This window comes from Yeosuana sp. (assembly GCF_057126245.1).
Window position 1 is genome coordinate 20838 of record NZ_DBNGMQ010000054.1, and the last position, 21231, is coordinate 42068.

Consider the following 21231-nt stretch of genomic DNA (forward strand, 5'->3'; position numbering starts at 1 on the left):
AAGTAGGCCTTGTCAAGTAAATGGATGATTATTATTTAGTTATTTCAAAACCTATAGATTTTAAGTCGTCCCAAAAGCTAGGGTAAGACTTTGTAACAACATAAGCATGTTGAATAATAATGTTTGTTTTTAAAGCAAGGGGGGCAAAGGCCATAGCCATTCTGTGGTCATTATAAGTAGCAATTGACACCATATTTTTTATAGATTTAGATTCATAAAGATGCAAAGATTCGTTGGTTATTTCCACCTTTCCACCTAATTTTTCAATCTCAGTTTTTAAGGCGACCAACCTATCTGTTTCTTTTATTTTAAGGGTATGTAATCCTGTTAAATCACATGATACCCCTAGGGCAAAACAGGTAACCGCAATGGTTTGAGCAATATCTGGTGCATTTTGTAAATCTAGTGTTAAAGACTCACTATTAATTTTTTCCTTTATAAGTGTAATCATATTACCGTTAAAAACCGTGCTTACACCAAAATGCTTATAAATATCTTTGAGTGCAGAATCACCCTGTAACGATTCTTTTTTATAAGAAGACAATGTTATTTCTGTTCCAATCTCACTTAAAGCTACAATGCTATAAAAATAAGAGGCCGATGACCAATCAGACTCAACCAATAATGTTTTTGTTTTTAAATTTTTAGCATTAGGTTTTATAGTAATGATATTGTCTTTAAAAATAGATTCAACCCCTATTTCATCTAACAAACTTAAAGTCATTTTTATATAGGGAATAGACGTTATCTCTCCTTCAAGTAATAGTTCTAATCCGTTTTCAAGTTTTGACGCAATAAGTAATAAGGCAGAAATGTATTGACTACTTACATTAGCGTTAAGCGTTACTTTTGATATTGATAATTTTTCCCCTTTGATTTTTAATGGTGGAAAGCCCTCGTTTTCATGATATGTAATATCGGCTCCTAACTCCTGTAACGCCTCTACTAATATTTCGATGGGACGCTCCTTCATACGCTCTGAACCCGTTAGAATAACTTCTCGTTCATTTTGAATAGCAAAAAAGGCTGTTAAAAATCGCATTGCAGTACCTGCATGATGAATATCGACAATATCATCTTTAGACTGTAATGCCTTAGTCATTAATTGGCTATCATCAGAATTAGATACATTTTCTATTTTCAGTTCAGGATATAATGCTTGCAGTAACAACAATCTATTGGTTTCACTTTTTGAACCTGTAATTTCAATAGTTGATTGCTTTTTTACAGTTGATTTTTGAAGAGTAAGATTCATATAACTAAATAAAAAAACTTCATAAAAGAAGCGCTCAAAGATACTTATTATTTATTTTAATTTTTCGTTATTATGATGCCTATCATGGTCTCTTTTGGCCTTTAAATCTAATTTTTTGTTAAAAGCTTCTTGCAAATCAACACCTGTTTGATTGGCTAAACATAACACTACAAACAGCACATCGGCCAATTCTTCACCAAGATCTTTACCTTTATCACTTTCTTTTTCACTTTGCTCACCGTAACGTCTAGCAATAATACGAGCCACTTCACCAACCTCCTCAGTAAGTTGGGCCATGTTAGTAAGCTCGTTAAAATAGCGTACACCGTGTTCTTTAATCCATGTATCAACTTCTAGCTGTGCGTTTTGAATATTCATTGTAATTTTTTTAAATGCGTATAAAAATAATAAAATTAGCAAGCATGGAATAAAAATATATTTTATTTCATTTAAAATCCTCCTTAATCCCATTCAGAAAAAAACTTTTCAATTCCAATAGGTGATACTTTAATTACTTGAAAGGGTAAGAAAAATCGAGAATTATTATACGGTATAAAAAATCCAATTCCTTTTCCTACAGTTGTCATTGCATCCAGCACTCCATGCGAAAGTGTTGAAAGGAAAATCACTAAAAACCAAAGGCTCTTGTTTTGTTTTCCAAATAAGCCCATTAATAATAAAGCCCATAATACAGTAAACAATATAGAGTGCGTAAAACCTCTATGGCCAAAGGGATGTGCGTATGAAATACCAAGTTCAAAAGTTAATACATCAAAAGAAAGTATAGTTGAAAAAAAACTGCAATAGCAACCATTTAACACGCTTTTTATCAATGGCATTAACCAAAGTATAACCAACAACACTATGCCCAAAAATAGAAGCCATGTAAGCTTTATATTTTTTTAAATATAATCAACTTGAAAAGAAAAATCTTGAGTTTTTGGTATGAAAACTCGTTTTTGATAACATAATTTATTGATAATCATCAAAATAAAATTAAAAAAGTTAATACTTTGTTAAAAAAAATAATTAAATTAGGCTCTTACTAACCAACCAATCAACTAAAATGATCACAAAAAAAACCCGTTTTGAAAAAAGTCACTTTGAGTTCCTAAGGTTACTCGATTTCCTCACTTTATTAGGATTATTAACACTTATCGTTCTTTTTGCCAACTCAGTTATAGACCTTGCAACATCTTGGAATATTGAAATTTTTTCAGATAAAATTGCTGATTTAAATTTTCCTTTCAAAGTTTAAAAACTGAATTTTCAGAACTTTACAACTATCTTTATTCTTTATTTTTAGAATCAATTATTATTGTAACGGGTCCTTCATTTAATAATTCCACTTTCATATCGGCACCAAATTGCCCAGTTTGAACTTGTTTGCTCAAATCTGACTCTAATTGTTTTATAAAAGCGTTATATAATGGAATAGCAACATCTGGTTTAGCCGCTTTAATATAACTGGGTCTATTGCCTTTTTTTGTGGAAGCGTGCAATGTAAATTGGCTTACTAAGGCAATTTCACCATTAACATCTTTTATAGAAGCATTCATGATTTCATTTTCATCGGGAAATACACGAAGATTTACAATTTTATTTGATAACCAATTAATATCATCTTGTGAATCCTCATTAACAATTCCTAAAAAAACTAAAAGCCCCATATTAATTGATACCACTTTAACGCCTTCAATGGTAACACTTGCATTTGAAACACGCTGAATAACTACTTTCATAAACTAGCTTTTATTCTTTTTCCCAATTATCAGTTCTGTAATGTTCGTCTTCACCTTCGAGTATTTGTAAATAACTTCGGTATCTTGAAAAAGCAACTTCCTTATTATCTAATGCTTTTTTAACGGCACAATGTGGCTCTTTTATATGCAAACAGTTATTAAATTTACAATCTTGTTTCAATTTAAAAAATTCAGGAAAATAATCCCCAACTTCTTCTTTATCCATATCTACCACCCCAAAACCTTTTATTCCAGGCGTATCAATAATTTTAGCTCCAAAACTCAAATCAAACATTTCAGCAAACGTCGTAGTATGTTGCCCTTGCATATGAAGCATTGAAATTTCTTTAGTCTTAATATTCAAATCTGGTTCTATGGTATTAACCAAAGTAGATTTTCCAACCCCTGAATGACCTGAAAACATGCTTACCTTATCATGCATTAATGCTTTCACCTTATCTACATTTTCACCTGTTTTTGCAGAAACACCGATACATTCATAACCAATTTTCCTATAAACATGCGATAAATATTTCACCTCTGAAAGCATGTCTTTATCATAGGTGTCAATTTTATTAAATAACAATACTGTTTTAATAGAATAGGCATTCGCAGTTACTAAAAACCGATCGATAAAACTGGTTAATGTAGGTGGATTATTAATAGTAATCATTAAAAAAACCAAATCTATATTAGCCGCTATAATATGTGTCTGCTTTGATAAATTGACTGATTTTCTAACAATGTAATTTGCTCTATCATGAATATTAAAAATAACACCCGACTCTTGGTCATTATCCGTTTCCAACTCAAAATCCACATAATCGCCAACAGCAATAGGATTGGTGCTTTTAATACCTTTTATCCTAAATTTACCTTTAATACGACATTCGTAAGTCTCACCTAGTGCTGTTTTTACGGTGTACCAACTTCCTGTAGATTTATAAACAAGTCCTGTCATATTGTTTCCAAAAGTAGTTTAAAATAATTATTTTTAGCATAAGAATATCTTTATATTAGCAACTTAATTTTAACAAAACCAACAACATGAAAAAAATTTTATTCATTACCGTATTAGCATTAATATCCTTTATTGATGTAAATGCACAAGTTGAGTACAAAATTGTTACGAGTGTTGAATCTATTGTGCCAAGTGGACTAGGAAGATCTCGTTTAATCTCAGCTGTTGAAGAAAAAAACTATAAAGATTTTACAACTGAACAAACTGAAGATGACAATACACGAAATAAATCTAACAGAGGAAATATAAGAGTTAAAGATTTTGAAGAAACGAAACTATTAAACTTTTATAATATTGCTGGAATTAGATTTCAGAATATTGCAGCTAATGATGCCGTTGTTGGTTCAAAAATTAATGCCATGATTGAAGAAGGCTGGGAATTAGCCTTTGTTACTAGTGCTGTTGAAAGTGATAGTGGTAAAGACGATGGACAAGGAATTTTTATTACACGTTATCTTTTTAAAAGGAATAAACAATAACAGTATGAGTACAAAATACCCTCACAGATATGTGAGGATATTTTGTATTACTTATCAACCACCAGCAACCAAAAGTAAAACACCAAGACCAAGTGCCACAAAAAGCAAATAACTGATTACTGCGCCAGCGCCAATATAGACTCCTGACGCAACAGTAGAGCCAGCTTTATTTTTTGTTTTAACATAATCCACTAAATTTTCTTCTATAGGGAATCTTTTATTTTTGGAGTACCATTGTTTTTTAAAATAACCATAATAATTATCATCTTCTTTGGTTAATTTATTAAAACTCATTTTAGAGTTATCTTTATAAAACACCTTTGAATTGGAATTAGCTTCTACAGCCTCATCAAGAGTAAGTGGTTGAGACTTGTAAATTGTACAACTTTGAAGCACTATTAATAAAAATAGTAGCAGAATTAATCTAGAGATATTTATATGGTGGTTAGTTTATTTATTTAAATTTATATTTTTTTTCAAAATCACAAAAAAATCCTTAATCAAATATATTTCAATTTATAAACATAAAAAAGCCTCGCAATTGCGAGGCTTTTTTATGTTTAATGATTTAATATTTTTTCCTGATGGTTTATAGATTCTTGATGAATAGCTTTAAACATTTTTAAAATGAATTCTTCACTCAATCCATGATCTTGCCCTTCTAAAACCATCCTGCCTAAAATCTCATTCCAACGTTTGCTTTGTAACACGGCTACATTTTTCTGCTTTTTAAGAGTTCCAATGCCATCTGCTGCTTGCATCCGTTTTCCTAATAACTCAATAATTTGATTATCAACCACATCTATCTGAGCTCTTAAATTATCAAGCGCCTTATTGTACTCTTCTTCAGAGTTAGATTCTTTTCTAATTTTTAAATCTTTCATGATTTGAATTAATGTCTTCGGCGTTACCTGTTGCGAAGCATCACTCCAAGCCTTGTCAGGATCATAATGTGTTTCTATCATTAACCCATCGAAATTCAAATCTAAAGCTGCCTGAGATACATCAAAAATCATATCTCTTTTGCCTGTTATATGTGACGGGTCATTAATTAAAGGAATATCTGGATATTTATTTTGAAACTCAATAGCCAACTGCCATTCAGGGTTATTTCTATATTTCGTTTTTTCATACGTTGAAAAACCCCTATGTATAGCTCCTATATTTTTAACACCGGATTTATAAATTCTTTCAATACCACCAAGCCACAACGCCAAATCTGGATTTACCGGGTTCTTAATTAAAACTGGTTTATCAGTTCCATCTAAAGCATCTGCAATTTCTTGCATTATAAAAGGACTCACCGTTGACCGTGCTCCTATCCACAATAAATCGATATCGTGTTCTAAAGCTAATTTTACATGCGCTGCATTGGCAACTTCTGTACACACTTTCATGCCAGTTTCTTCCTTTACTTTTTGCAACCATTTTAATCCTAATGCACCTACACCTTCAAACATTCCGGGACGTGTTCTAGGTTTCCAGATTCCTGCTCTAAAATAACTCACATCAGTATCTTTTAACTCATGCGCAATTTTTAATACTTGTTCTTCTGTTTCAGCACTGCAAGGTCCTGCAATTACTAGTGGATGATCTAATTTCAAATCATCTAACCAGGTTCTCATTTCATTTTTGTTTTCCATAATTTTACTGCTTAAGCAATTCCTTTTAAAATATCTTTAATATAATTGGTGTTTTTCATCTCATTAAAAATGGCTTCGAAATCATCTTGTTTCATCAAGTCTTTAAAATGAGTGAGGTTAATAATATATTCTTCTAATGTTTCAATAACATTATCTTTATTCTCCTTAAAAATAGGGGTCCACATCTCTGGCGAACTTTTGGCAAGCCTAACGGTAGAGGCAAATCCACTACCAGCCATATCAAAAATATCACGTTCATTTCTTTCCTTATCAATTACGGTTTTACCTAGCATAAATGAACTTATATGTGATAAATGAGATACATAGGCTATATGCTTATCATGCGCCTCTGGATTCATATAACGAATACGCATACCTATTGATTTAAAAAGGTCTAAAGCTTTTTCCTGAAGTTTGAATGTTGTTTTCTCTACTTCACAGATAATATTTGTTTTCCCAATAAACAAACCTTCAATGGCAGCACTAGGCCCAGAATGTTCGGTACCCGCAATAGGATGCATTGCCAAAAAATTTCTTCGCTTTGGGTGGTTTTCAACTGACTTACAAATTCCTACTTTAGTAGACCCTGCATCTATAACTAAAGCTGTGTCTGGTATCTTGTCTAAAATAATTGGCAACAACTTTACCGTGGCATCTACAGGAATTGATATAATGACTAAATCTGCTTTATCAACATCATCCAAGGAAGCTTTTTTATCAATTAATTTAAGTGATAATGCTTCATCAAGCGTTGCTTCTTTTCTACTAATACCGTGAATAATAGCATTATGATTATTCCTTTTGATCTCTATAGCAAGACTACCACCAATTAAACCAACTCCTATGATATATATATTCTTCATTATAATCTTGTAATTGCTTCTTCTAAAACTTCGGTAGTGGCACATAAAGAAAACCTTATATAACCTTCACCTTTACTTCCAAAAATAGTTCCTGGTGTTATGAAAATATGATTCTTTTTAAGAACTTCATCTATAAATTCTTCAGATTTTAAATGGGCAGGTAATTTAGCCCAAACAAAAAGTCCCGTCGCCTCTTTATCATAGGTACAACCTAAAGCATCTGCCAATCTCCAAACTAACTTTCTGCGTTGTTTATAGACATTATTCAAAGTAGAAAACCACATATTAGTACATTTTAATGCTTCAGTAGCTCCTTTTTGAATGCCATAAAACATTCCAGAATCCATATTGCTTTTTACTTTTAAAATATTGTTAATATGCTTGCTATCTCCAACTACCATACCTACGCGCCATCCAGCCATATTAAAAGTTTTACTCAAGGAGTTAAGTTCTAAACAAACCTCTTTAGCGCCTTCAACACTTAAAATACTTTTAGGGTGATCACTTAAAACAAAACTATAAGGATTGTCATTTACAATTAAAATATCATGCTTTTTACCAAACGCTACCAATTCTTCGAATAGAAATTTACTAGGTTGTGCTCCCGTTGGCATGTGCGGGTAATTTACCCACATAATTTTCACCTTGCTTAAATCTTGTTTTGATACTATTTTTAAATCTGGCATCCAATTATTGTCAGCATCCAATTCATAAAAAACAGGTGTTGCTCCTACTAATTTTGTAACCGATTGATAGGTTGGATATCCCGGATTTGGAATCAACACCTCATCTCCTTCATTTAAGTAGGCCATAGAAATATGCATAATGCCTTCCTTACTTCCCATTAAAGGTAGAATCTCATTTTGCGGACTCAAAGACACCTGGAAATGTTCTTTATAAAATTCAGAAATAGCATCTCTTAACTCTGGTAATCCCTGATAACTCTGGTATTTATGAGCATTCGGACTTGAAAAACTATCTGTTATAGCATCAATTACTTTTTGAGGTGGTTGCAAATCTGGACTTCCAATTCCTAAATTGATGATTGGTTTTCCATTAGCTATAAGCATATTAACTTCTCTTAATTTCTTAGAAAAGTAGTATTCTTCAACGGTATGCAATCTGTTAGCTACTTCAATCATAACTTTGCATTTTTATATTCACCTAAAACTTTTAATCCTTGACACATAATATTTAAAATAGATTTCGCCTTATCAAAATCTGAATACGTTTCAAAAGTGACATCGACAAAAAAAGCATATTTCCAAGGTTTCTCAATAATTGGCAACGATTGTATTTTTGTTAAATTCAGTTTACAATCACTCATAACATTTAGAATAGTCGCTAAACTTCCTCTTTTATGATCTGACTCAAATTTTAATGACGCCTTATTAATTTCCTCTTTAGGAAATTCTGAATTAGTTCGTTTTACAATAACAAAACGTGTTTCGTTATGTTTTATAGATTGTATGCTGTGTGCTAACACATCTAACTCAAAAAGCTTGGCTGCATATTCACTAGCAATAGCGCCGATATTTTTAAGTTGGTTGTTATGAATACGCTCTGCCACCTCAGCCGTATCTTTGTCTTCTACCAATTTAATATGTGGGTAATTTTTAAAAAACTCTTTACACTGGAGTAATGCCATTGGATGAGAATATACTTCCTCAATATCTTCAATACGTTGGTTAGGCCAAGCCATTAAGCAATGTTGTATATCTAAATAATGCTCCCCCACTATATGCAAATAATGATTATCAATCAAGGCATAATTTGGAATGATAGACCCTGCAATAGAATTTTCTAACGCCATAATAACAGCATCACTTTCTTTGCTTATTAAGGATTCTACAACTCTATCAAATGTTAAGCACTCTATAACATTCACAGATTTATCAAAATATTGCTGTGACACAATATGATGATATGATCCTTTTATTCCTTGTATGGCAACAGTATTTATCATATATCAAAAAAAAGTCCCGATTTCCATCGAGACTTATATTCAAATTTATATTTCTTATAAATTACACATACAACGTCTCGATTCTTTTGCTAAAAAAGAAATAGAAAAAGTTGCTAAAATATGTATAACCTATAGTTGTTTTCATAATTGTGGGGCTAAAGTAAATAATATTTTAACAAATCAAAATTGAACAACCATTTTTTTATTATTATTTTAAAAGTTTTAAAGATTTTAAGGCAAAGCTCCAAATAAATTATATAATCGCTATTTTTGAGCAAACAATTTTAATTATGTCAATAGAGGTAGAAGGCGTTTCAAAACTTTACGGAACACAAAAAGCATTAAACAATGTTTCTTTTAGTGTTGGAAGACCAGAAATTGTTGGTTTTTTAGGTCCAAATGGTGCTGGAAAATCGACCATGATGAAAATTTTGACCACATTTATAAGCGCTTCTGAAGGAACAATTAAAGTGAATGCCTTTGATGTTAAACAAGAACAAAAAAACGTACAAAAAAGTGTCGGGTATTTACCTGAAAACAATCCGTTGTATTTAGAGATGTATGTTAAGGAGTATTTAAGTTTTAATGCTCAAGTTTATAAAGTCTCAAAAGAGCGCATTCACGAAGTTATTGAGCAAACTGGATTAACACCAGAATCACATAAAAAAATAGGTGAGTTATCTAAAGGATACAGACAACGCGTAGGTTTGGCTTGCGCTTTATTGCATAACCCAGACGTTTTAATTCTTGATGAACCTACTACAGGTTTGGACCCAAATCAATTGGTTGACATCAGACATTTGATAAAAACTATTGGGCAAACAAAAACTGTGTTTTTATCAACACACATTATGCAGGAAGTGGAGGCCATGTGCGACCGTGTAATTATTATAAATAAAGGAGCCATTGTGGCTGATAAAAAACTACAAGAGCTTAGAGATGGAAAAGAGCAAACCGTTATTGTTGAGTTTGATTATCGCGTAGAAGAAGCTTTTTTAAAGAATTTACCTATGGCGAAAAGTCTGATTAATCCACATGGTTTTGTTTATGAAATAACCTTTAAAACCTCTGAGGATATGCGCTCTCATGTGTTTGATTTTGCACACGACAATCAACTTAAAATTTTACAATTAAATCAAAAGAATGTAAGTTTAGAAAGTTTGTTTAGAGAATTGACCAGTAATTAATTTTCAAAAATAAGTTTTCCTTTATATTGCTCTTCAACCTCTACTATTGGTGGTTGATCCACACAAATAACATCACCAGTTCCTGATATTTTACCTGTAATTTTTTGAACGGGATTCAAGATCATATCATTAGAGCTTCTATTCCAAATAGTTATATTTTGAGCAATTAGATCTCTTGCTTCAAAACGAGATGTTCCAGCTGCAAAGGTGACATTTAAACTATTTGTCGTGCCTGAAATATAGCCATTAGATAAATTATTAAAAACAACACTAAATGAGATGTTATCAATCTCCAAATAAAAATTACCCACTGTAAAAGTATCTGGAGCATAATAATCTTCTGATAAAATAGTTAAACTTGGATAGGTTAAAATCCCATCTGAACGGATATCATATTGGGTTGAACTTCTAATTTCTGTAATATTTGGTGATGTTACATACACTTTGGTAATGCCATAATCACGCAGGTAATTGCAGGTATTTTTATCGGTCAAAATTAATTTGCCATCTACTACAACAGCTTCAACATCATTAAAAAGTTTTTTTCCTGTTTCAATAATCACTTTTTGGCCTAATCCGTCTTTAATAATCAATTCAATATCACGATTTACTAAAATTTTATTAAACGTTTCTAAGGTTACTTCCTGCTGAATAATGACCCCCGTTGTTTGAAAACAGTCGCCAGTATTTTCACTATTGCATGACACAAGGAAAGCAATAAATACGATGTAAATTATTTTTCTCATAACCTTACTCCTATTCCAAATTCAACGGCTTCAGCTTTAGCTGCGTGCGACTTTAAAGTTAAAGCTCCAAACCATTTTTTTCCAAAATAACGCTTTAATCCCACTCTAAGATACGTTCTCCCTTCAAAATCAAATGGATAATACACATAGTAACCAAATTGTGAGACAATAGACATTCTGTTCACGAATAACTCATGCCCAACAAACAGTCCAACGCGCTTATAATCTTCATTGCCTGTTATTGGCTCTTCAGGGAACGATACCAATCGATAATAAATATATTCCTTTAAAAAATTAGAAAAGAATACATCGCTTCCAAACTGAAAGGCACTTTTTCTATTGATGCGTTTATCTGCATAGGCTGAAAATGTATAAAAGGAAAACTGACCACTTCCTACCACATCACTTTCATTTACACCGCTTCTAAAGACTAAGTTATATTTAATTGGTTCTTTATAATTTTTACTTAACTCAGTATTATCTGGGAAGATATATTCCGGTTGCTCAGTATCTAAACTATAATTCACTCCTACATTAAAAGTCATTGAATTTATACTTGTATTAGGTGCTTTTACATTCGCATTAGAATAATGTATCATAGATAACCCTACTTGTATTCCAAATCGATCAAATAAGTGTTCTTTTTTATAATTAAGCATCACATAGGTACTGCTCATTATTTTAGAGCCAAAAGCATTATTTCTGTAGTTATCAATTTTATCGTAAGGATTTGTTGTAAGTGCTAACCCTTGTCCTATACGCAACATGATGTTTCGCTTTAAAAAATAAAAATTATAATGTGCATATAAAGAATAATTCTTCCCTAAAACATCATTTTTTAAATTTTGATACGCAAAAGAAATACCGTAATCTGGGTAGTTGTAAAATTGTTCCCATGTTTCGTTTCCAAAGGTTTTTTTATTCCAACTTAAAATAACGCCTTCAGGATGCCCCTTAATTAAATGGAGAATATCGTTATTATGTAGGGCAATATTTCCTTTAAAATAATTAATATCTACATAAGAAGATTCCTCATTATTTTGTGAAAAACAAAAGCTATAAATAGCACAACAAATACAGGTGAAAAATAGCCTCATAAATAAGTTTTACTCGGCAAAAATAACGGAATATTTAAAACAACTGTGATGCAATCGCCTTTATATTATCACTTTTACCCATGGAGTAGTAATGAAGTACTGGAACACCCGCATCTTTTAATTCTTTAGATTGCTGAATCGCCCATTCAACTCCTACCTGGCGCACTTGCTTATTATCTTTACAAGCATCAACCGCATTAATAAGGTCTTCTGGGATATCAATTTTAAATACTTGGGGCAACAATTGCAAATGTTTCTTCACTGCAATCGGCTTAATTCCCGGAATTATTGGCACATTGATGCCGATAGCTTTGGCTTTCTCAATAAATTCAAAATACTTTTTATTATCAAAAAACATCTGAGTTACCACATAATCGGCACCGGCATCTACCTTTTCTTTAAGGCGCTTTAAATCGTTATTTAATGAAGGTGCTTCTAAGTGTTTTTCAGGATAACCAGCAACGCCAATACAAAAATTGGTCTTGTAATCAGATTCTATAACATCGTGTAAATACTTCCCTCTATTTAAGTCACTCATTTGTTTCACAAGATCGGAAGCAAAATTATTTCCACCTTCAACAGGTTCAAAATATTGTTCCCCTTTCATCGCATCACCACGAAGTGCCATCACATTATCAATACCTAAATAATGGCAATCTACCAATACGTATTCAGTTTCTTCCTTTGTAAATCCACCACATAAGACATGAGGAATCGTATCTACATTATACTTATGTTTTATGGCAGCACAAATTCCTACCGTGCCTGGTCTCATCCTTGTAATTTTTCGATCTAAAAGCCCATTTCCCTTATCAATATAAACATACTCCTCACGCGAGGTAGTCACATCAATAAAAGGCGGCTTGAAGTCCATTAAAGGATCTATATTATTATATAATTCCTCAATGCTATTACCCTTTTTTGGTGGTATAATTTCAAACGAAAATAATGTTTTTCCTTTGGCGTTTTTTAAATGTTCTGTTACTTTCATCTATCCTGAATTTATTCAGTGTATCTCTATTTTATTTTTGTCCGTTCCCTAAAGGCCGCGCTTTTCCCTATATTTTTCTTTTTACATCATTGCGAAGAAAATTTCAAATTTTCTTTAGAATATCTTAAAATCGGAAGCGATTACTTCGTCGTCACTCTCGTAATGACATTTATCTAAAACGAAAAAAAAGGTGCCGTTGCAATCGTCACTAAAGCTTTTTTTACTCTTCCACTATAGCAGGATGCAACCATTTACTTGCCTTTTCTTTTGCAATGCCTTTTCTTACAGCATAATCAGTCACTTGATCGTCTGTTATTTTCCCCAACCCAAAATATTTCGCTTCAGGATTTGCAAAATAATACCCAGAAACAGAGGCTGCTGGCCACATAGCCAAACTTTCAGTTAAGGTTACTCCTATTAATTTTTCAACCTCTAAAAGTTCCCAAATCGTTTCCTTCTCTAAATGGTCTGGACACGCAGGATAACCGGGTGCCGGTCTTATTCCTTTATAACTTTCCTTTATTAAATCCTCATTAGTTAAATTTTCATCAGTAACATAACCCCAATGCTTGGTTCGTACTTGCTTATGTAAATATTCAGCAAAGGCTTCAGCAAATCTATCGGCTAGAGCTTGCGCCATAATCGCATTATAATCGTCATCCCTAGCTTTAAATTGTTCAGCTAATTCTTGAGTTCCAAAAATACTCACGCAAAACGCACCAATATAATCTTGTTTTTGCGACTCCTTTGGCGCAATAAAATCCGATAACGCAATATGAGGAATACCTTCACGCTTATCTAATTGTTGACGCAAAGTTCTAAAAACAGTAATTTCCTTTCCGTTTTTTTTAACAGAAATATCATCATCATTAATAGAATTCGCTTCAAATAATCCAAAAACTGCTTTAGGCTTCAACTGTTGTTTGGCTATGATATTTTTTAACATGGCCTGAGCATCTTCAAACAATTGTGTGGCTTGTTCACCCACAACATTATCTGTTAAAATATCTGGATATTTACCATGTAAATCCCAACTTCTAAAAAACGGACTCCAATCAACAAAAGGCAAAAGCTCTTTTAAACTTAATTGCTTTAATATTTGAACACCAATTTCTTTGGGTTTTACAATTTCCGATTGTTCCCAATCAATTTTAAATTTATTTTTTCTGGCTTCAGTAATTGAAATATATGACTTTTGCTTTCCGCGATTTAAAAACTTCTCTCTAAACTGATTATAATCTTCTTTGATTTTTGATATATAACCTTCATTCGATTTTTTATTCAGTAAATCGCCCACTACTGTTACGGCTCTGGATGCATCGTTTACATGTACCACAGCGTTTGAGTATTGCGTATCTATCTTAACGGCGGTATGCGCTTTTGATGTTGTTGCTCCTCCAATCAACAAAGGCACCGTAAAATTTTGACGTTGCATTTCTTTTGCTAAATACACCATTTCATCAAGTGATGGTGTAATTAAACCAGATAAACCAATAGCATCTACATGCTCTCTCTTCGCAGTTTCAATAATTTTTTCTGGTGGTACCATCACCCCTAAATCAATAATCTCGTAATTATTACAAGCCAAAACGACACTCACAATATTTTTACCAATATCATGTACATCACCTTTTACAGTGGCCATTAAAATCTTTCCAACGGGCTCTTGTTTTTCTGTTTTTTCAGCTTCTATAAATGGGTTTAAATACCCAACAGCCTTTTTCATAACACGGGCAGACTTCACAACCTGAGGTAAAAACATTTTTCCTGCCCCGAACAAATCGCCTACTACATTCATTCCAATCATTAAATGACCTTCAATAACATCGATAGGTTTCTCTGCTTCTAATCGAGCCGTTTCAACATCTTCAATAATAAAGGCATCAATCCCTTTAACTAAGGCATGCGTAATTCGCTCTTGCACTGGGTTTTCTCTCCAGGTTAAATCGACTCCTTTTTCTGTTTTTGAGCCTTTAACGGTTTCAGAAAAATCTAGTAAACGCTCAGTAGCATCATCACGTCTGTCTAATATAACATCTTCAACATGCTCTAATAAATCTTTTGGAATATCATCGTACACTTCTAATAGCGCAGGGTTAACAATACCCATATTCATTCCTGCTTGAATAGCATGATATAAAAATACCGAATGCATCGCTTCGCGAACACCATCATTTCCTCTAAAAGAAAAGGACACATTGCTTACACCACCGCTTACACTTACATTTGGTAAATTTTGACGGACCCAACGTGTAGCTTCAATAAAATCGATGGCATTTCTACGATGCTCATCCATACCAGTCGCTACCGGAAAAATATTTAAATCAAATATGATATCCTCTGATGAAAAACCAACCTTATTAACTAAGATATCATACGAACGCTTTGCAATTTCAATTCTTCGCTTATAATTATCGGCTTGTCCGACTTCATCAAAGGCCATAACAATAACAGCAGCACCATAACGTTTAATTTGTTTGGCTTCCCAAATGAATTTCTCCTCACCTTCTTTTAAAGAAATGGAATTTACGACACATTTCCCTTGCACTACTTGAAGTCCCGCTTCAATGATTTCCCATTTAGAACTATCAATCATAATTGGCACTCTTGAAATATCGGGTTCAGCAGCAATTAAATTTAAAAAACGAACCATAGATTCTTTGCCATCAATAAGACCGTCGTCAAAATTTACGTCAATAATTTGTGCGCCTCCATCAACCTGATGACGAGCTATCTCAAGCGCCTCATCAAATTTCTCCTCTTTGATAAGTCTTAAAAACTTACGAGAGCCCGCAACATTAGTGCGCTCACCAACATTTATAAAGTTACTGTTTTCATTAAGGACAAGCGGTTCAAGTCCTGATAAATGCATGTATTTTGTTTGAGTAATCTTCATTAAACTATCGCTTCTAAAACTTTACGTGGTTTATACTTTGCGGCTATTTCTGCAATGACTTTTATATGTGCGGGTGAGGTTCCACAACAGCCTCCAATAATATTTATTAAATTCTTTTTTAAATACTCCTCTATCTGAGCTCCCATTTGCTCTGGTGTTTCATCATATTCACCAAACGCATTCGGCAACCCTGCATTTGGATGTGCTGATATAGCAAAATCAGTCTTTCCTGCAATGGCTTCTAAATGAGGTTGCAATAAATTAGCCCCTAAAGCACAATTAAATCCAACAGACAATAAGGGAATATGCGATACCGAGATTAAAAATGCTTCAGCTGTTTGACCTGATAAAGTTCTGCCCGACGCATCCGTAATGGTTCCACTTAACATGATAGGGATATCAATATGCTTTTCTTCTTTTACTTCTTCAATGGCAAATAACGCTGCCTTAGCATTCAAAGTGTCAAACACGGTTTCAACCAACAACACATCTACACCGCCATCTACTAAAGCTTCTACCTGTTCTTTGTAGGCTATTCGCAATTGATTAAAAGTCACCGCTCTAAAACCGGGATCATTTACGTCTGGTGACATACTTGCAGTTCTATTCGTTGGCCCTATAGAACCTGCAACAAAACGTGGTTTATGAGATTCCTTTTTTGTAAATTCATCGGCTACTTCTCTGGCTATTTTAGCAGACTGAAAATTTAGTTCATACACTAAATCTTCCATATTATAATCTGCCATGGCAATGGTAGTTCCAGAAAATGTATTGGTTTCTACAATATCTGCACCAGCTTCAAAATACTTAGCATGTATGGTTTTAATAGCTTCTGGCTGTGTAATAGACAATAAATCGTTGTTACCTTGCAAGGGTGACGGGTAGTCTTTAAAGCGTTCGCCTCTAAAATCTTTTTCAGTGAATTTATAAGCTTGCAGCATGGTACCCATAGCACCATCGAGCACTAAAATACGTTGTTGTAAAGCTTGTTTTATATTTGACATGTTGATATATTTATATCTATCTGTCATCAAGAAAAGTAAAAAACACTCTCCGTTATCTTTCCAATATTCAGATATAAATATTAGTAGAACGTAGCACCTTCTTTACAAAATAAAGGGTTGCTAAGGCTTCAACGGGTCTGTTCCCTCTACCTTTCTTGATAACATTATTAATACATTTATGAACTAGTTTGCAAAAGTACTATATATATTCTTTTATTCACAGAAAAATAAAAAAAACTGATTTATTCAAATAACGATGAAGATAAATAACGATCTCCTCTGTCGCAAATAATAGCAACAATTACACCTTTATTAATATTTTTAGCTATTTGCAAAGCACTATACACAGAACCTCCACTACTCATACCTGCAAACACACCTTCTTCTTTTGCCAAACGCTGTGTCGTTGTTTTTGCATCTTGTTCACTTAATTCAATAACAATATCCACTTTAGATCTGTTAAAAAATTTCGGTACATAATCTGGTGACCATTTTCTAATCCCTGGAATTTTGGCACCATCTTCTGGCTGTGCGCCAACAATAGTGATATTTTTATTTTGCTCTTTTAAATAGGTTGAAACACCCATAATGGTTCCGGTAGTTCCCATTGCGGAGATAAAATGTGTTACTTTACCTTGAGTATCTCGCCAAATTTCCGGGCCTGTTGTTTTATAGTGTGCCTTCCAGTTATCATCATTTTCAAACTGATTTAACAACGTATACCCTTTTTCATCTCTTAACTGAAACGCCAGATCTCTAGACCCTTCAATCCCTGTATCGGCTGGTGTTAAAATCACCTCAGCTCCATAAGCACGCATAGTTTTTACACGCTCTTCGGTAGAGTTTTCTGGCATAATTAATACCATATTTAAGCCTAACAATTGCGCAATAAAGGCTAAAGCAATACCTGTGTTTCCGCTGGTAGCTTCCACTAAAAAATCTCCTTTTTTAATATCACCACGTTTTATAGCTTCATTAATCATATTGAAAGCAGCGCGATCTTTAACACTTCCACCTGGATTATTCCCTTCTAACTTCAAAAAAAGTTTAACTCCCTTTTTAGAAATTAAATGGGACGCTTCGACAAGCGGTGTGTTTCCAATTTGATCTAATATCCCTTTAATGGATTCCATTTTTCTTTGGTCTTATTTTTATTTCTGTTTGATAGGTAACCAACGAATTTTCTGGTACCGATTCTGTTATCCAAACGTTCGCCCCAATTGTGCTATTTGCACCAATAACAATATCACCACCCAAAATAGTCGCATTCGCATAAATGGTAACATTATCTTCAATAGTAGGATGTCTTTTGATGGACTTCATATCTTTTTTCACCTGAAGACCACCTAAGGTAACGCCTTGAAATATCTTGACATTACTCTTTATAATTGACGTTTCTCCTATAACAATTCCTGTCCCATGATCTACAAAAAATGATTCTCCAATAGTTGCCCCCGGATGGATGTCGATACCAGTTATACCATGAACATATTCGCTCATCATTCTAGGCATTATAGGAACCTTTAAAAGATGTAACTGATGACTTAATCTATAAATTGAAATTGCATAAAAACCCGGATATGCCAAATACACCTCTTGTATACAAGTTGAAGCTGGGTCATTCTTTAAAAAAGACTGAGCATCTAAATCTAATTTTTTTCTAATAGTTAAAAACTCGCTTTGAAAATTGTTCCAAATAGTTTCAGCATCTTCAATATTTAGTTTTGAAGCAATCTCAAAAAAAGTCTCTTTTAAATAGATTGATTCTTCTTCTTGTTCATCAAACAAATTATAGAATAATCGTTTTGTGAACGGTTTTATAATTTCTTTTAAACGTATGTTATAATTTTTCATCCTTAAGTATGCTATTACGGCATAAAATTAAGCAATAAATAACTATTTATTGTATGGATTGTATGACAGCTTTTGGCGCTTCTTTACGTGTACCATCGAACCCATCAATGCCACTTACCGTAGTATATTTTAAAACGTACTTTTTACCAGGATTTATTATTCTATAGGCGGCCTGACACATGAGGGTTGCTTCGTGAAAACCACAAAGTATTAATTTTAATTTTTCTGGATAGGTATTTACATCACCAATCGCAAAAATACCTGGAATGTTGGTTTCATAATTTCTAGAATTATCAACTTTTATAGCATTCTTCTCAATTTCTAATCCCCAATTTCCAATAGGACCTAATTTTGGGGATAATCCAAATAAGGGAATGAAATGATCAGCTTCTAAAACGATGGTTTCATCTTGTTTTTTAACCGAAACACTTTCTAAACCTTCAGCTCCATATAAAGCCGTCACTTCGGCGGGTGTAATTAGGTTAATTTTTCCTGAAGCTTTTAATTCTGTTACTTTTTCTACGGAATCTAATGCGCCTCTAAACTCATTTCTTCTGTGAATAAGCGTTACTTCTGATGCTACATCAGCTAAAAATATACTCCAGTCTAACGCTGAATCACCTCCACCAGAAATAACTACTTTTTTGTTTCGATAAACTTCAGGATCTTTAATAAAATAGTCAACTCCTTTATCTTCAAAATTGTTGATATTTTCAATTAAAGGTTTTCTAGGTTCGAAAGAACCTAAACCACCTGCAATAGCCACTACAGGGGCGTGGTGTTTGGTACCTTTATTGGTTGTAACAATAAACGAACCGTCTTCTAATTTTTCAATGATTTCAGCACGCTCTCCAAGGGTAAAACCAGGCTCAAACTGCTTCCCTTGTTCTAATAAGTTTTTAGTTAAATCACCCGCCAATATTTCCGGAAAACCCGGAATATCATAAATAGGTTTTTTTGGATATATTTCTGAACATTGTCCACCAGGTTGTGGCAAAGCATCAATTAAATGACATTTAAGTTTTAATAGACCTGCTTCAAAAACGGTAAATAATCCCGTTGGTCCTGCACCAATAATTAGAATATCTGTCTTTATCATTTTAAGCTTCATTTTTTTGCAATTAATCCTTTCGTGAATTCGTTTAAAGTTTCCACTTTTTCTTCAAAATCACCTTTTATTGTTTTTCTAAATTCATTTAAATTTTGCACCAAGTCATCTACATTATCCGGAATAACTTCCTCAAAATATTGACGTAAGCGTTTCGCCGTTGTAGGTGATTTTCCATTGGTTGAAATAGCTACTTTAACATTACCTTTTGTTACGATGCCGCCCATATAAAAATCACAATATGGTGGATTATCGGCCACGTTAACCAATTTTGCTTCTGCTCGGCAATCTTTCCAAACTTGAATATTTACTTCTGGAATATCTGTCGTTGCCACTACCATATGCTTACCATTTAAATAACGCGAATGATAAGTGTCTTCGATGAGCGTAACGCAGCCTTTTTCAGCTAAAAACGTTGTACCGTTTCTAAACATAGGAGAAACTATGGTTACGTGTGCATCAGGACTGGATTTTAACAAGAACTTTAACTTTTCTTCGGCCACAAATCCGCCACCGACAATTAGCACATTCAAATTCTTAGCCTTTAAAAAAATTGGATATAAGTTGTTTCGTTCCATTTAAAAAATCAATTAATCATTTCCGTTTTGATGTCTTTTAAAATTGAAGACAGAACAACGCGCTCATTCACCACATCTCCAATAACTATGATTGCTGGTGAAGATAATTTGTGTTCTTTTACTACTTTTTCGATGGTATTAATGGTTCCAAAACCCACTTTTTCGTTTTCTGTAGTTCCATTTTGAATAATAGCCACAGCCACTTCATGTTTATTTTTAGCTTTAAAAACTTTAACAATTTCCGAAAGCTTCCCCATTCCCATAAGAATAACAACCGTTGATGTGGATTGAGCTGCGAGCATAACGTCGTCTGATAACTGATGTAATTTCGTAGTTCCCGTAATAACCCAAAAACTTTCTGAAGTGCCTCTTTTTGTTAGTGGAATTCCTTGATAGGCCGGCACTGCAAACGACGATGAAATTCCAGGAACGACATAAGTTTCAATATCAAATTGTCTGGCATAATCAATCTCTTCGGCTCCACGACCAAAAATAAAGGGGTCGCCACCTTTTAACCTAACCACATGACGATGACTTTTTGCTCGGCTGACGATAAGTTCGTTAATTTGCTCTTGCTGATAGGCATAACAACCTTTGCGTTTCCCAACAAAAACGAGTTCTGTATCATTAGATGCATAATTTAGTAACACGGGATTAACAAGTGCATCATACAAAATAACATCGGCACTTTCAATAGCTTTAATAGCTTTTAGTGTGATTAAATCTGGATCACCTGGTCCTGCGCCAACAACGGTTAATTTTGGTTTTTTAGTATTTGATTCCATTAAAAGTCTGGAGTGT

Annotated in this window: 22 protein-coding genes and 1 riboswitch; of the genes, 2 read left to right on the forward strand and 20 right to left on the reverse strand. The window is 33.3% G+C overall.

Going from position 1 to position 21231, the window contains the following annotated elements:
- Nucleotides 1-31: 31 nt before the first annotated feature.
- The 5 genes from AC15TD_RS06420 to rsgA all read right to left on the reverse strand — a co-directional run bounded on the left by AC15TD_RS06420 (nt 32) and on the right by rsgA (nt 3958).
- On the reverse strand, nt 32-1255 hold the full coding sequence (locus tag AC15TD_RS06420; protein ID WP_484451310.1) for a 3-phosphoshikimate 1-carboxyvinyltransferase: 1224 nt from the start codon (nt 1253-1255) through the stop codon (nt 32-34).
- Nucleotides 1256-1306: 51 nt separating this feature from the next.
- The gene (locus AC15TD_RS06425) at nt 1307-1633 is read right to left on the reverse strand and encodes a nucleotide pyrophosphohydrolase (protein ID WP_484451311.1); all 327 of its coding nucleotides are present in this window, start codon (nt 1631-1633) and stop codon (nt 1307-1309) included.
- A gap of 83 nt (nt 1634-1716) precedes the next feature.
- On the reverse strand, nt 1717-2094 hold the full coding sequence (locus tag AC15TD_RS06430) for a metal-dependent hydrolase (RefSeq protein WP_484451312.1): 378 nt from the start codon (nt 2092-2094) through the stop codon (nt 1717-1719).
- A 450-nt stretch (nt 2095-2544) separates the two neighbouring features.
- Complete coding sequence (gene dtd, locus AC15TD_RS06435; RefSeq protein ID WP_484451313.1) at nt 2545-2997, reverse strand: D-aminoacyl-tRNA deacylase; 453 nt, start codon at nt 2995-2997, stop codon at nt 2545-2547.
- Between the two features lie 10 nt (nt 2998-3007).
- Nucleotides 3008-3958 (reverse strand): ribosome small subunit-dependent GTPase A, encoded by a 951-nt coding sequence (rsgA, locus tag AC15TD_RS06440; RefSeq protein WP_484451314.1) that lies wholly within the window; start codon nt 3956-3958, stop codon nt 3008-3010.
- An 86-nt stretch (nt 3959-4044) separates the two neighbouring features.
- On the opposite strand from rsgA, the gene AC15TD_RS06445 reads away from it, so the two are divergent.
- Nucleotides 4045-4497: a hypothetical protein gene (locus AC15TD_RS06445; RefSeq protein WP_484451315.1), complete on the forward strand. Its 453-nt coding sequence runs from the start codon at nt 4045-4047 to the stop codon at nt 4495-4497.
- Between the two features lie 54 nt (nt 4498-4551).
- On the opposite strand, the gene AC15TD_RS06450 is transcribed toward AC15TD_RS06445, so the two are convergent.
- The 5 genes from AC15TD_RS06450 to AC15TD_RS06470 form a co-directional block, all read right to left on the reverse strand.
- On the reverse strand, nt 4552-4893 hold the full coding sequence (locus tag AC15TD_RS06450; protein WP_484451316.1) for a hypothetical protein: 342 nt from the start codon (nt 4891-4893) through the stop codon (nt 4552-4554).
- Between the two features lie 164 nt (nt 4894-5057).
- A complete protein-coding gene (locus AC15TD_RS06455; RefSeq protein WP_484451317.1) occupies nt 5058-6140 on the reverse strand; it encodes a chorismate mutase in 1083 nt (360 codons plus the stop codon).
- 11 nt (nt 6141-6151) lie between these two features.
- On the reverse strand, nt 6152-7003 hold the full coding sequence (locus AC15TD_RS06460) for a prephenate dehydrogenase (protein ID WP_484451318.1): 852 nt from the start codon (nt 7001-7003) through the stop codon (nt 6152-6154).
- Nucleotides 7003-8145 (reverse strand): pyridoxal phosphate-dependent aminotransferase, encoded by a 1143-nt coding sequence (locus AC15TD_RS06465; protein WP_484451319.1) that lies wholly within the window; start codon nt 8143-8145, stop codon nt 7003-7005. The genes AC15TD_RS06460 and AC15TD_RS06465 overlap by 1 nt, the downstream gene beginning before the upstream one ends.
- A complete protein-coding gene (locus tag AC15TD_RS06470; RefSeq protein ID WP_484451320.1) occupies nt 8142-8969 on the reverse strand; it encodes a prephenate dehydratase in 828 nt (275 codons plus the stop codon). Before AC15TD_RS06470 ends, AC15TD_RS06465 begins: the two co-directional genes overlap by 4 nt.
- Before the next feature lie 290 nt (nt 8970-9259).
- Between AC15TD_RS06470 and gldA the strand changes: the two genes are divergently transcribed.
- Nucleotides 9260-10156, forward strand: a complete 897-nt coding sequence (gene gldA / locus AC15TD_RS06475) for a gliding motility-associated ABC transporter ATP-binding subunit GldA (protein WP_484451321.1) — start codon at nt 9260-9262, stop codon at nt 10154-10156.
- Here the strand turns inward: gldA and AC15TD_RS06480 are convergent.
- The 10 genes from AC15TD_RS06480 to cobA form a co-directional block, all read right to left on the reverse strand.
- A complete protein-coding gene (locus tag AC15TD_RS06480) occupies nt 10153-10902 on the reverse strand; it encodes a head GIN domain-containing protein (protein WP_484451322.1) in 750 nt (249 codons plus the stop codon). The two genes, gldA and AC15TD_RS06480, sit on opposite strands and share 4 nt — an antisense overlap.
- Entirely contained in the window at nt 10899-11999 is a 1101-nt protein-coding gene (locus tag AC15TD_RS06485; protein ID WP_484451323.1) for an acyloxyacyl hydrolase, read from the reverse strand. The genes AC15TD_RS06480 and AC15TD_RS06485 overlap by 4 nt, the downstream gene beginning before the upstream one ends.
- A gap of 34 nt (nt 12000-12033) precedes the next feature.
- Nucleotides 12034-12990 carry a methylenetetrahydrofolate reductase [NAD(P)H] gene (metF, locus tag AC15TD_RS06490; protein WP_484451324.1) on the reverse strand — a complete coding sequence of 319 codons (957 nt, stop codon included), beginning with the start codon at nt 12988-12990 and terminating at the stop codon, nt 12034-12036.
- Between the two features lie 220 nt (nt 12991-13210).
- On the reverse strand, nt 13211-15886 hold the full coding sequence (gene metH / locus AC15TD_RS06495; protein ID WP_484451325.1) for a methionine synthase: 2676 nt from the start codon (nt 15884-15886) through the stop codon (nt 13211-13213).
- Nucleotides 15886-16890, reverse strand: coding sequence for a homocysteine S-methyltransferase family protein (locus tag AC15TD_RS06500; protein WP_484451326.1), 1005 nt, complete (start codon nt 16888-16890; stop codon nt 15886-15888). The genes metH and AC15TD_RS06500 overlap by 1 nt, the downstream gene beginning before the upstream one ends.
- A 49-nt stretch (nt 16891-16939) precedes the next feature.
- Nucleotides 16940-17055: riboswitch (SAM riboswitch) on the reverse strand.
- A 77-nt stretch (nt 17056-17132) separates the two neighbouring features.
- Entirely contained in the window at nt 17133-18023 is an 891-nt protein-coding gene (gene cysM, locus AC15TD_RS06505) for a cysteine synthase CysM (RefSeq protein WP_484451327.1), read from the reverse strand.
- On the reverse strand, nt 18010-18744 hold the full coding sequence (gene epsC, locus AC15TD_RS06510; RefSeq protein ID WP_484451328.1) for a serine O-acetyltransferase EpsC: 735 nt from the start codon (nt 18742-18744) through the stop codon (nt 18010-18012). The genes cysM and epsC overlap by 14 nt, the downstream gene beginning before the upstream one ends.
- Nucleotides 18745-18790: 46 nt before the next feature.
- Nucleotides 18791-19843, reverse strand: coding sequence for an NAD(P)/FAD-dependent oxidoreductase (locus AC15TD_RS06515; RefSeq protein WP_484451329.1), 1053 nt, complete (start codon nt 19841-19843; stop codon nt 18791-18793).
- 8 nt (nt 19844-19851) lie between these two features.
- Nucleotides 19852-20430 (reverse strand): precorrin-2 dehydrogenase/sirohydrochlorin ferrochelatase family protein, encoded by a 579-nt coding sequence (locus AC15TD_RS06520; RefSeq protein WP_484451330.1) that lies wholly within the window; start codon nt 20428-20430, stop codon nt 19852-19854.
- Between the two features lie 8 nt (nt 20431-20438).
- A complete protein-coding gene (gene cobA / locus AC15TD_RS06525) occupies nt 20439-21215 on the reverse strand; it encodes a uroporphyrinogen-III C-methyltransferase (protein ID WP_484451331.1) in 777 nt (258 codons plus the stop codon).
- Nucleotides 21216-21231: the final 16 nt, after the last annotated feature.

What these genes read in the sequence shown, in the direction of transcription:
- AC15TD_RS06455 (WP_484451317.1), bottom strand. Translation starts at nt 6,140, where the DNA reads ATGGAAAACAAAAATGAAATGAGAACCTGGTTAGATGATTTGAAATTA.
- AC15TD_RS06480 (WP_484451322.1), bottom strand. Translation starts at nt 10,902, where the DNA reads ATGAGAAAAATAATTTACATCGTATTTATTGCTTTCCTTGTGTCATGC.
- AC15TD_RS06520 (WP_484451330.1), bottom strand. Translation starts at nt 20,430, where the DNA reads ATGGAACGAAACAACTTATATCCAATTTTTTTAAAGGCTAAGAATTTG.
- rsgA (WP_484451314.1), bottom strand. Translation starts at nt 3,958, where the DNA reads ATGACAGGACTTGTTTATAAATCTACAGGAAGTTGGTACACCGTAAAA.
- AC15TD_RS06425 (WP_484451311.1), bottom strand. Translation starts at nt 1,633, where the DNA reads ATGAATATTCAAAACGCACAGCTAGAAGTTGATACATGGATTAAAGAA.
- AC15TD_RS06470 (WP_484451320.1), bottom strand. Translation starts at nt 8,969, where the DNA reads ATGATAAATACTGTTGCCATACAAGGAATAAAAGGATCATATCATCAT.
- AC15TD_RS06445 (WP_484451315.1), top strand. Translation starts at nt 4,045, where the DNA reads ATGAAAAAAATTTTATTCATTACCGTATTAGCATTAATATCCTTTATT.
- AC15TD_RS06460 (WP_484451318.1), bottom strand. Translation starts at nt 7,003, where the DNA reads ATGAAGAATATATATATCATAGGAGTTGGTTTAATTGGTGGTAGTCTT.
- metH (WP_484451325.1), bottom strand. Translation starts at nt 15,886, where the DNA reads ATGAAGATTACTCAAACAAAATACATGCATTTATCAGGACTTGAACCG.
- cysM (WP_484451327.1), bottom strand. Translation starts at nt 18,023, where the DNA reads ATGGAATCCATTAAAGGGATATTAGATCAAATTGGAAACACACCGCTT.
- cobA (WP_484451331.1), bottom strand. Translation starts at nt 21,215, where the DNA reads ATGGAATCAAATACTAAAAAACCAAAATTAACCGTTGTTGGCGCAGGA.
- AC15TD_RS06430 (WP_484451312.1), bottom strand. Translation starts at nt 2,094, where the DNA reads ATGCCATTGATAAAAAGCGTGTTAAATGGTTGCTATTGCAGTTTTTTT.
- AC15TD_RS06515 (WP_484451329.1), bottom strand. Translation starts at nt 19,843, where the DNA reads ATGATAAAGACAGATATTCTAATTATTGGTGCAGGACCAACGGGATTA.
- epsC (WP_484451328.1), bottom strand. Translation starts at nt 18,744, where the DNA reads ATGAAAAATTATAACATACGTTTAAAAGAAATTATAAAACCGTTCACA.
- AC15TD_RS06465 (WP_484451319.1), bottom strand. Translation starts at nt 8,145, where the DNA reads ATGATTGAAGTAGCTAACAGATTGCATACCGTTGAAGAATACTACTTT.
- dtd (WP_484451313.1), bottom strand. Translation starts at nt 2,997, where the DNA reads ATGAAAGTAGTTATTCAGCGTGTTTCAAATGCAAGTGTTACCATTGAA.
- AC15TD_RS06420 (WP_484451310.1), bottom strand. Translation starts at nt 1,255, where the DNA reads ATGAATCTTACTCTTCAAAAATCAACTGTAAAAAAGCAATCAACTATT.
- AC15TD_RS06485 (WP_484451323.1), bottom strand. Translation starts at nt 11,999, where the DNA reads ATGAGGCTATTTTTCACCTGTATTTGTTGTGCTATTTATAGCTTTTGT.
- metF (WP_484451324.1), bottom strand. Translation starts at nt 12,990, where the DNA reads ATGAAAGTAACAGAACATTTAAAAAACGCCAAAGGAAAAACATTATTT.
- AC15TD_RS06500 (WP_484451326.1), bottom strand. Translation starts at nt 16,890, where the DNA reads ATGTCAAATATAAAACAAGCTTTACAACAACGTATTTTAGTGCTCGAT.
- gldA (WP_484451321.1), top strand. Translation starts at nt 9,260, where the DNA reads ATGTCAATAGAGGTAGAAGGCGTTTCAAAACTTTACGGAACACAAAAA.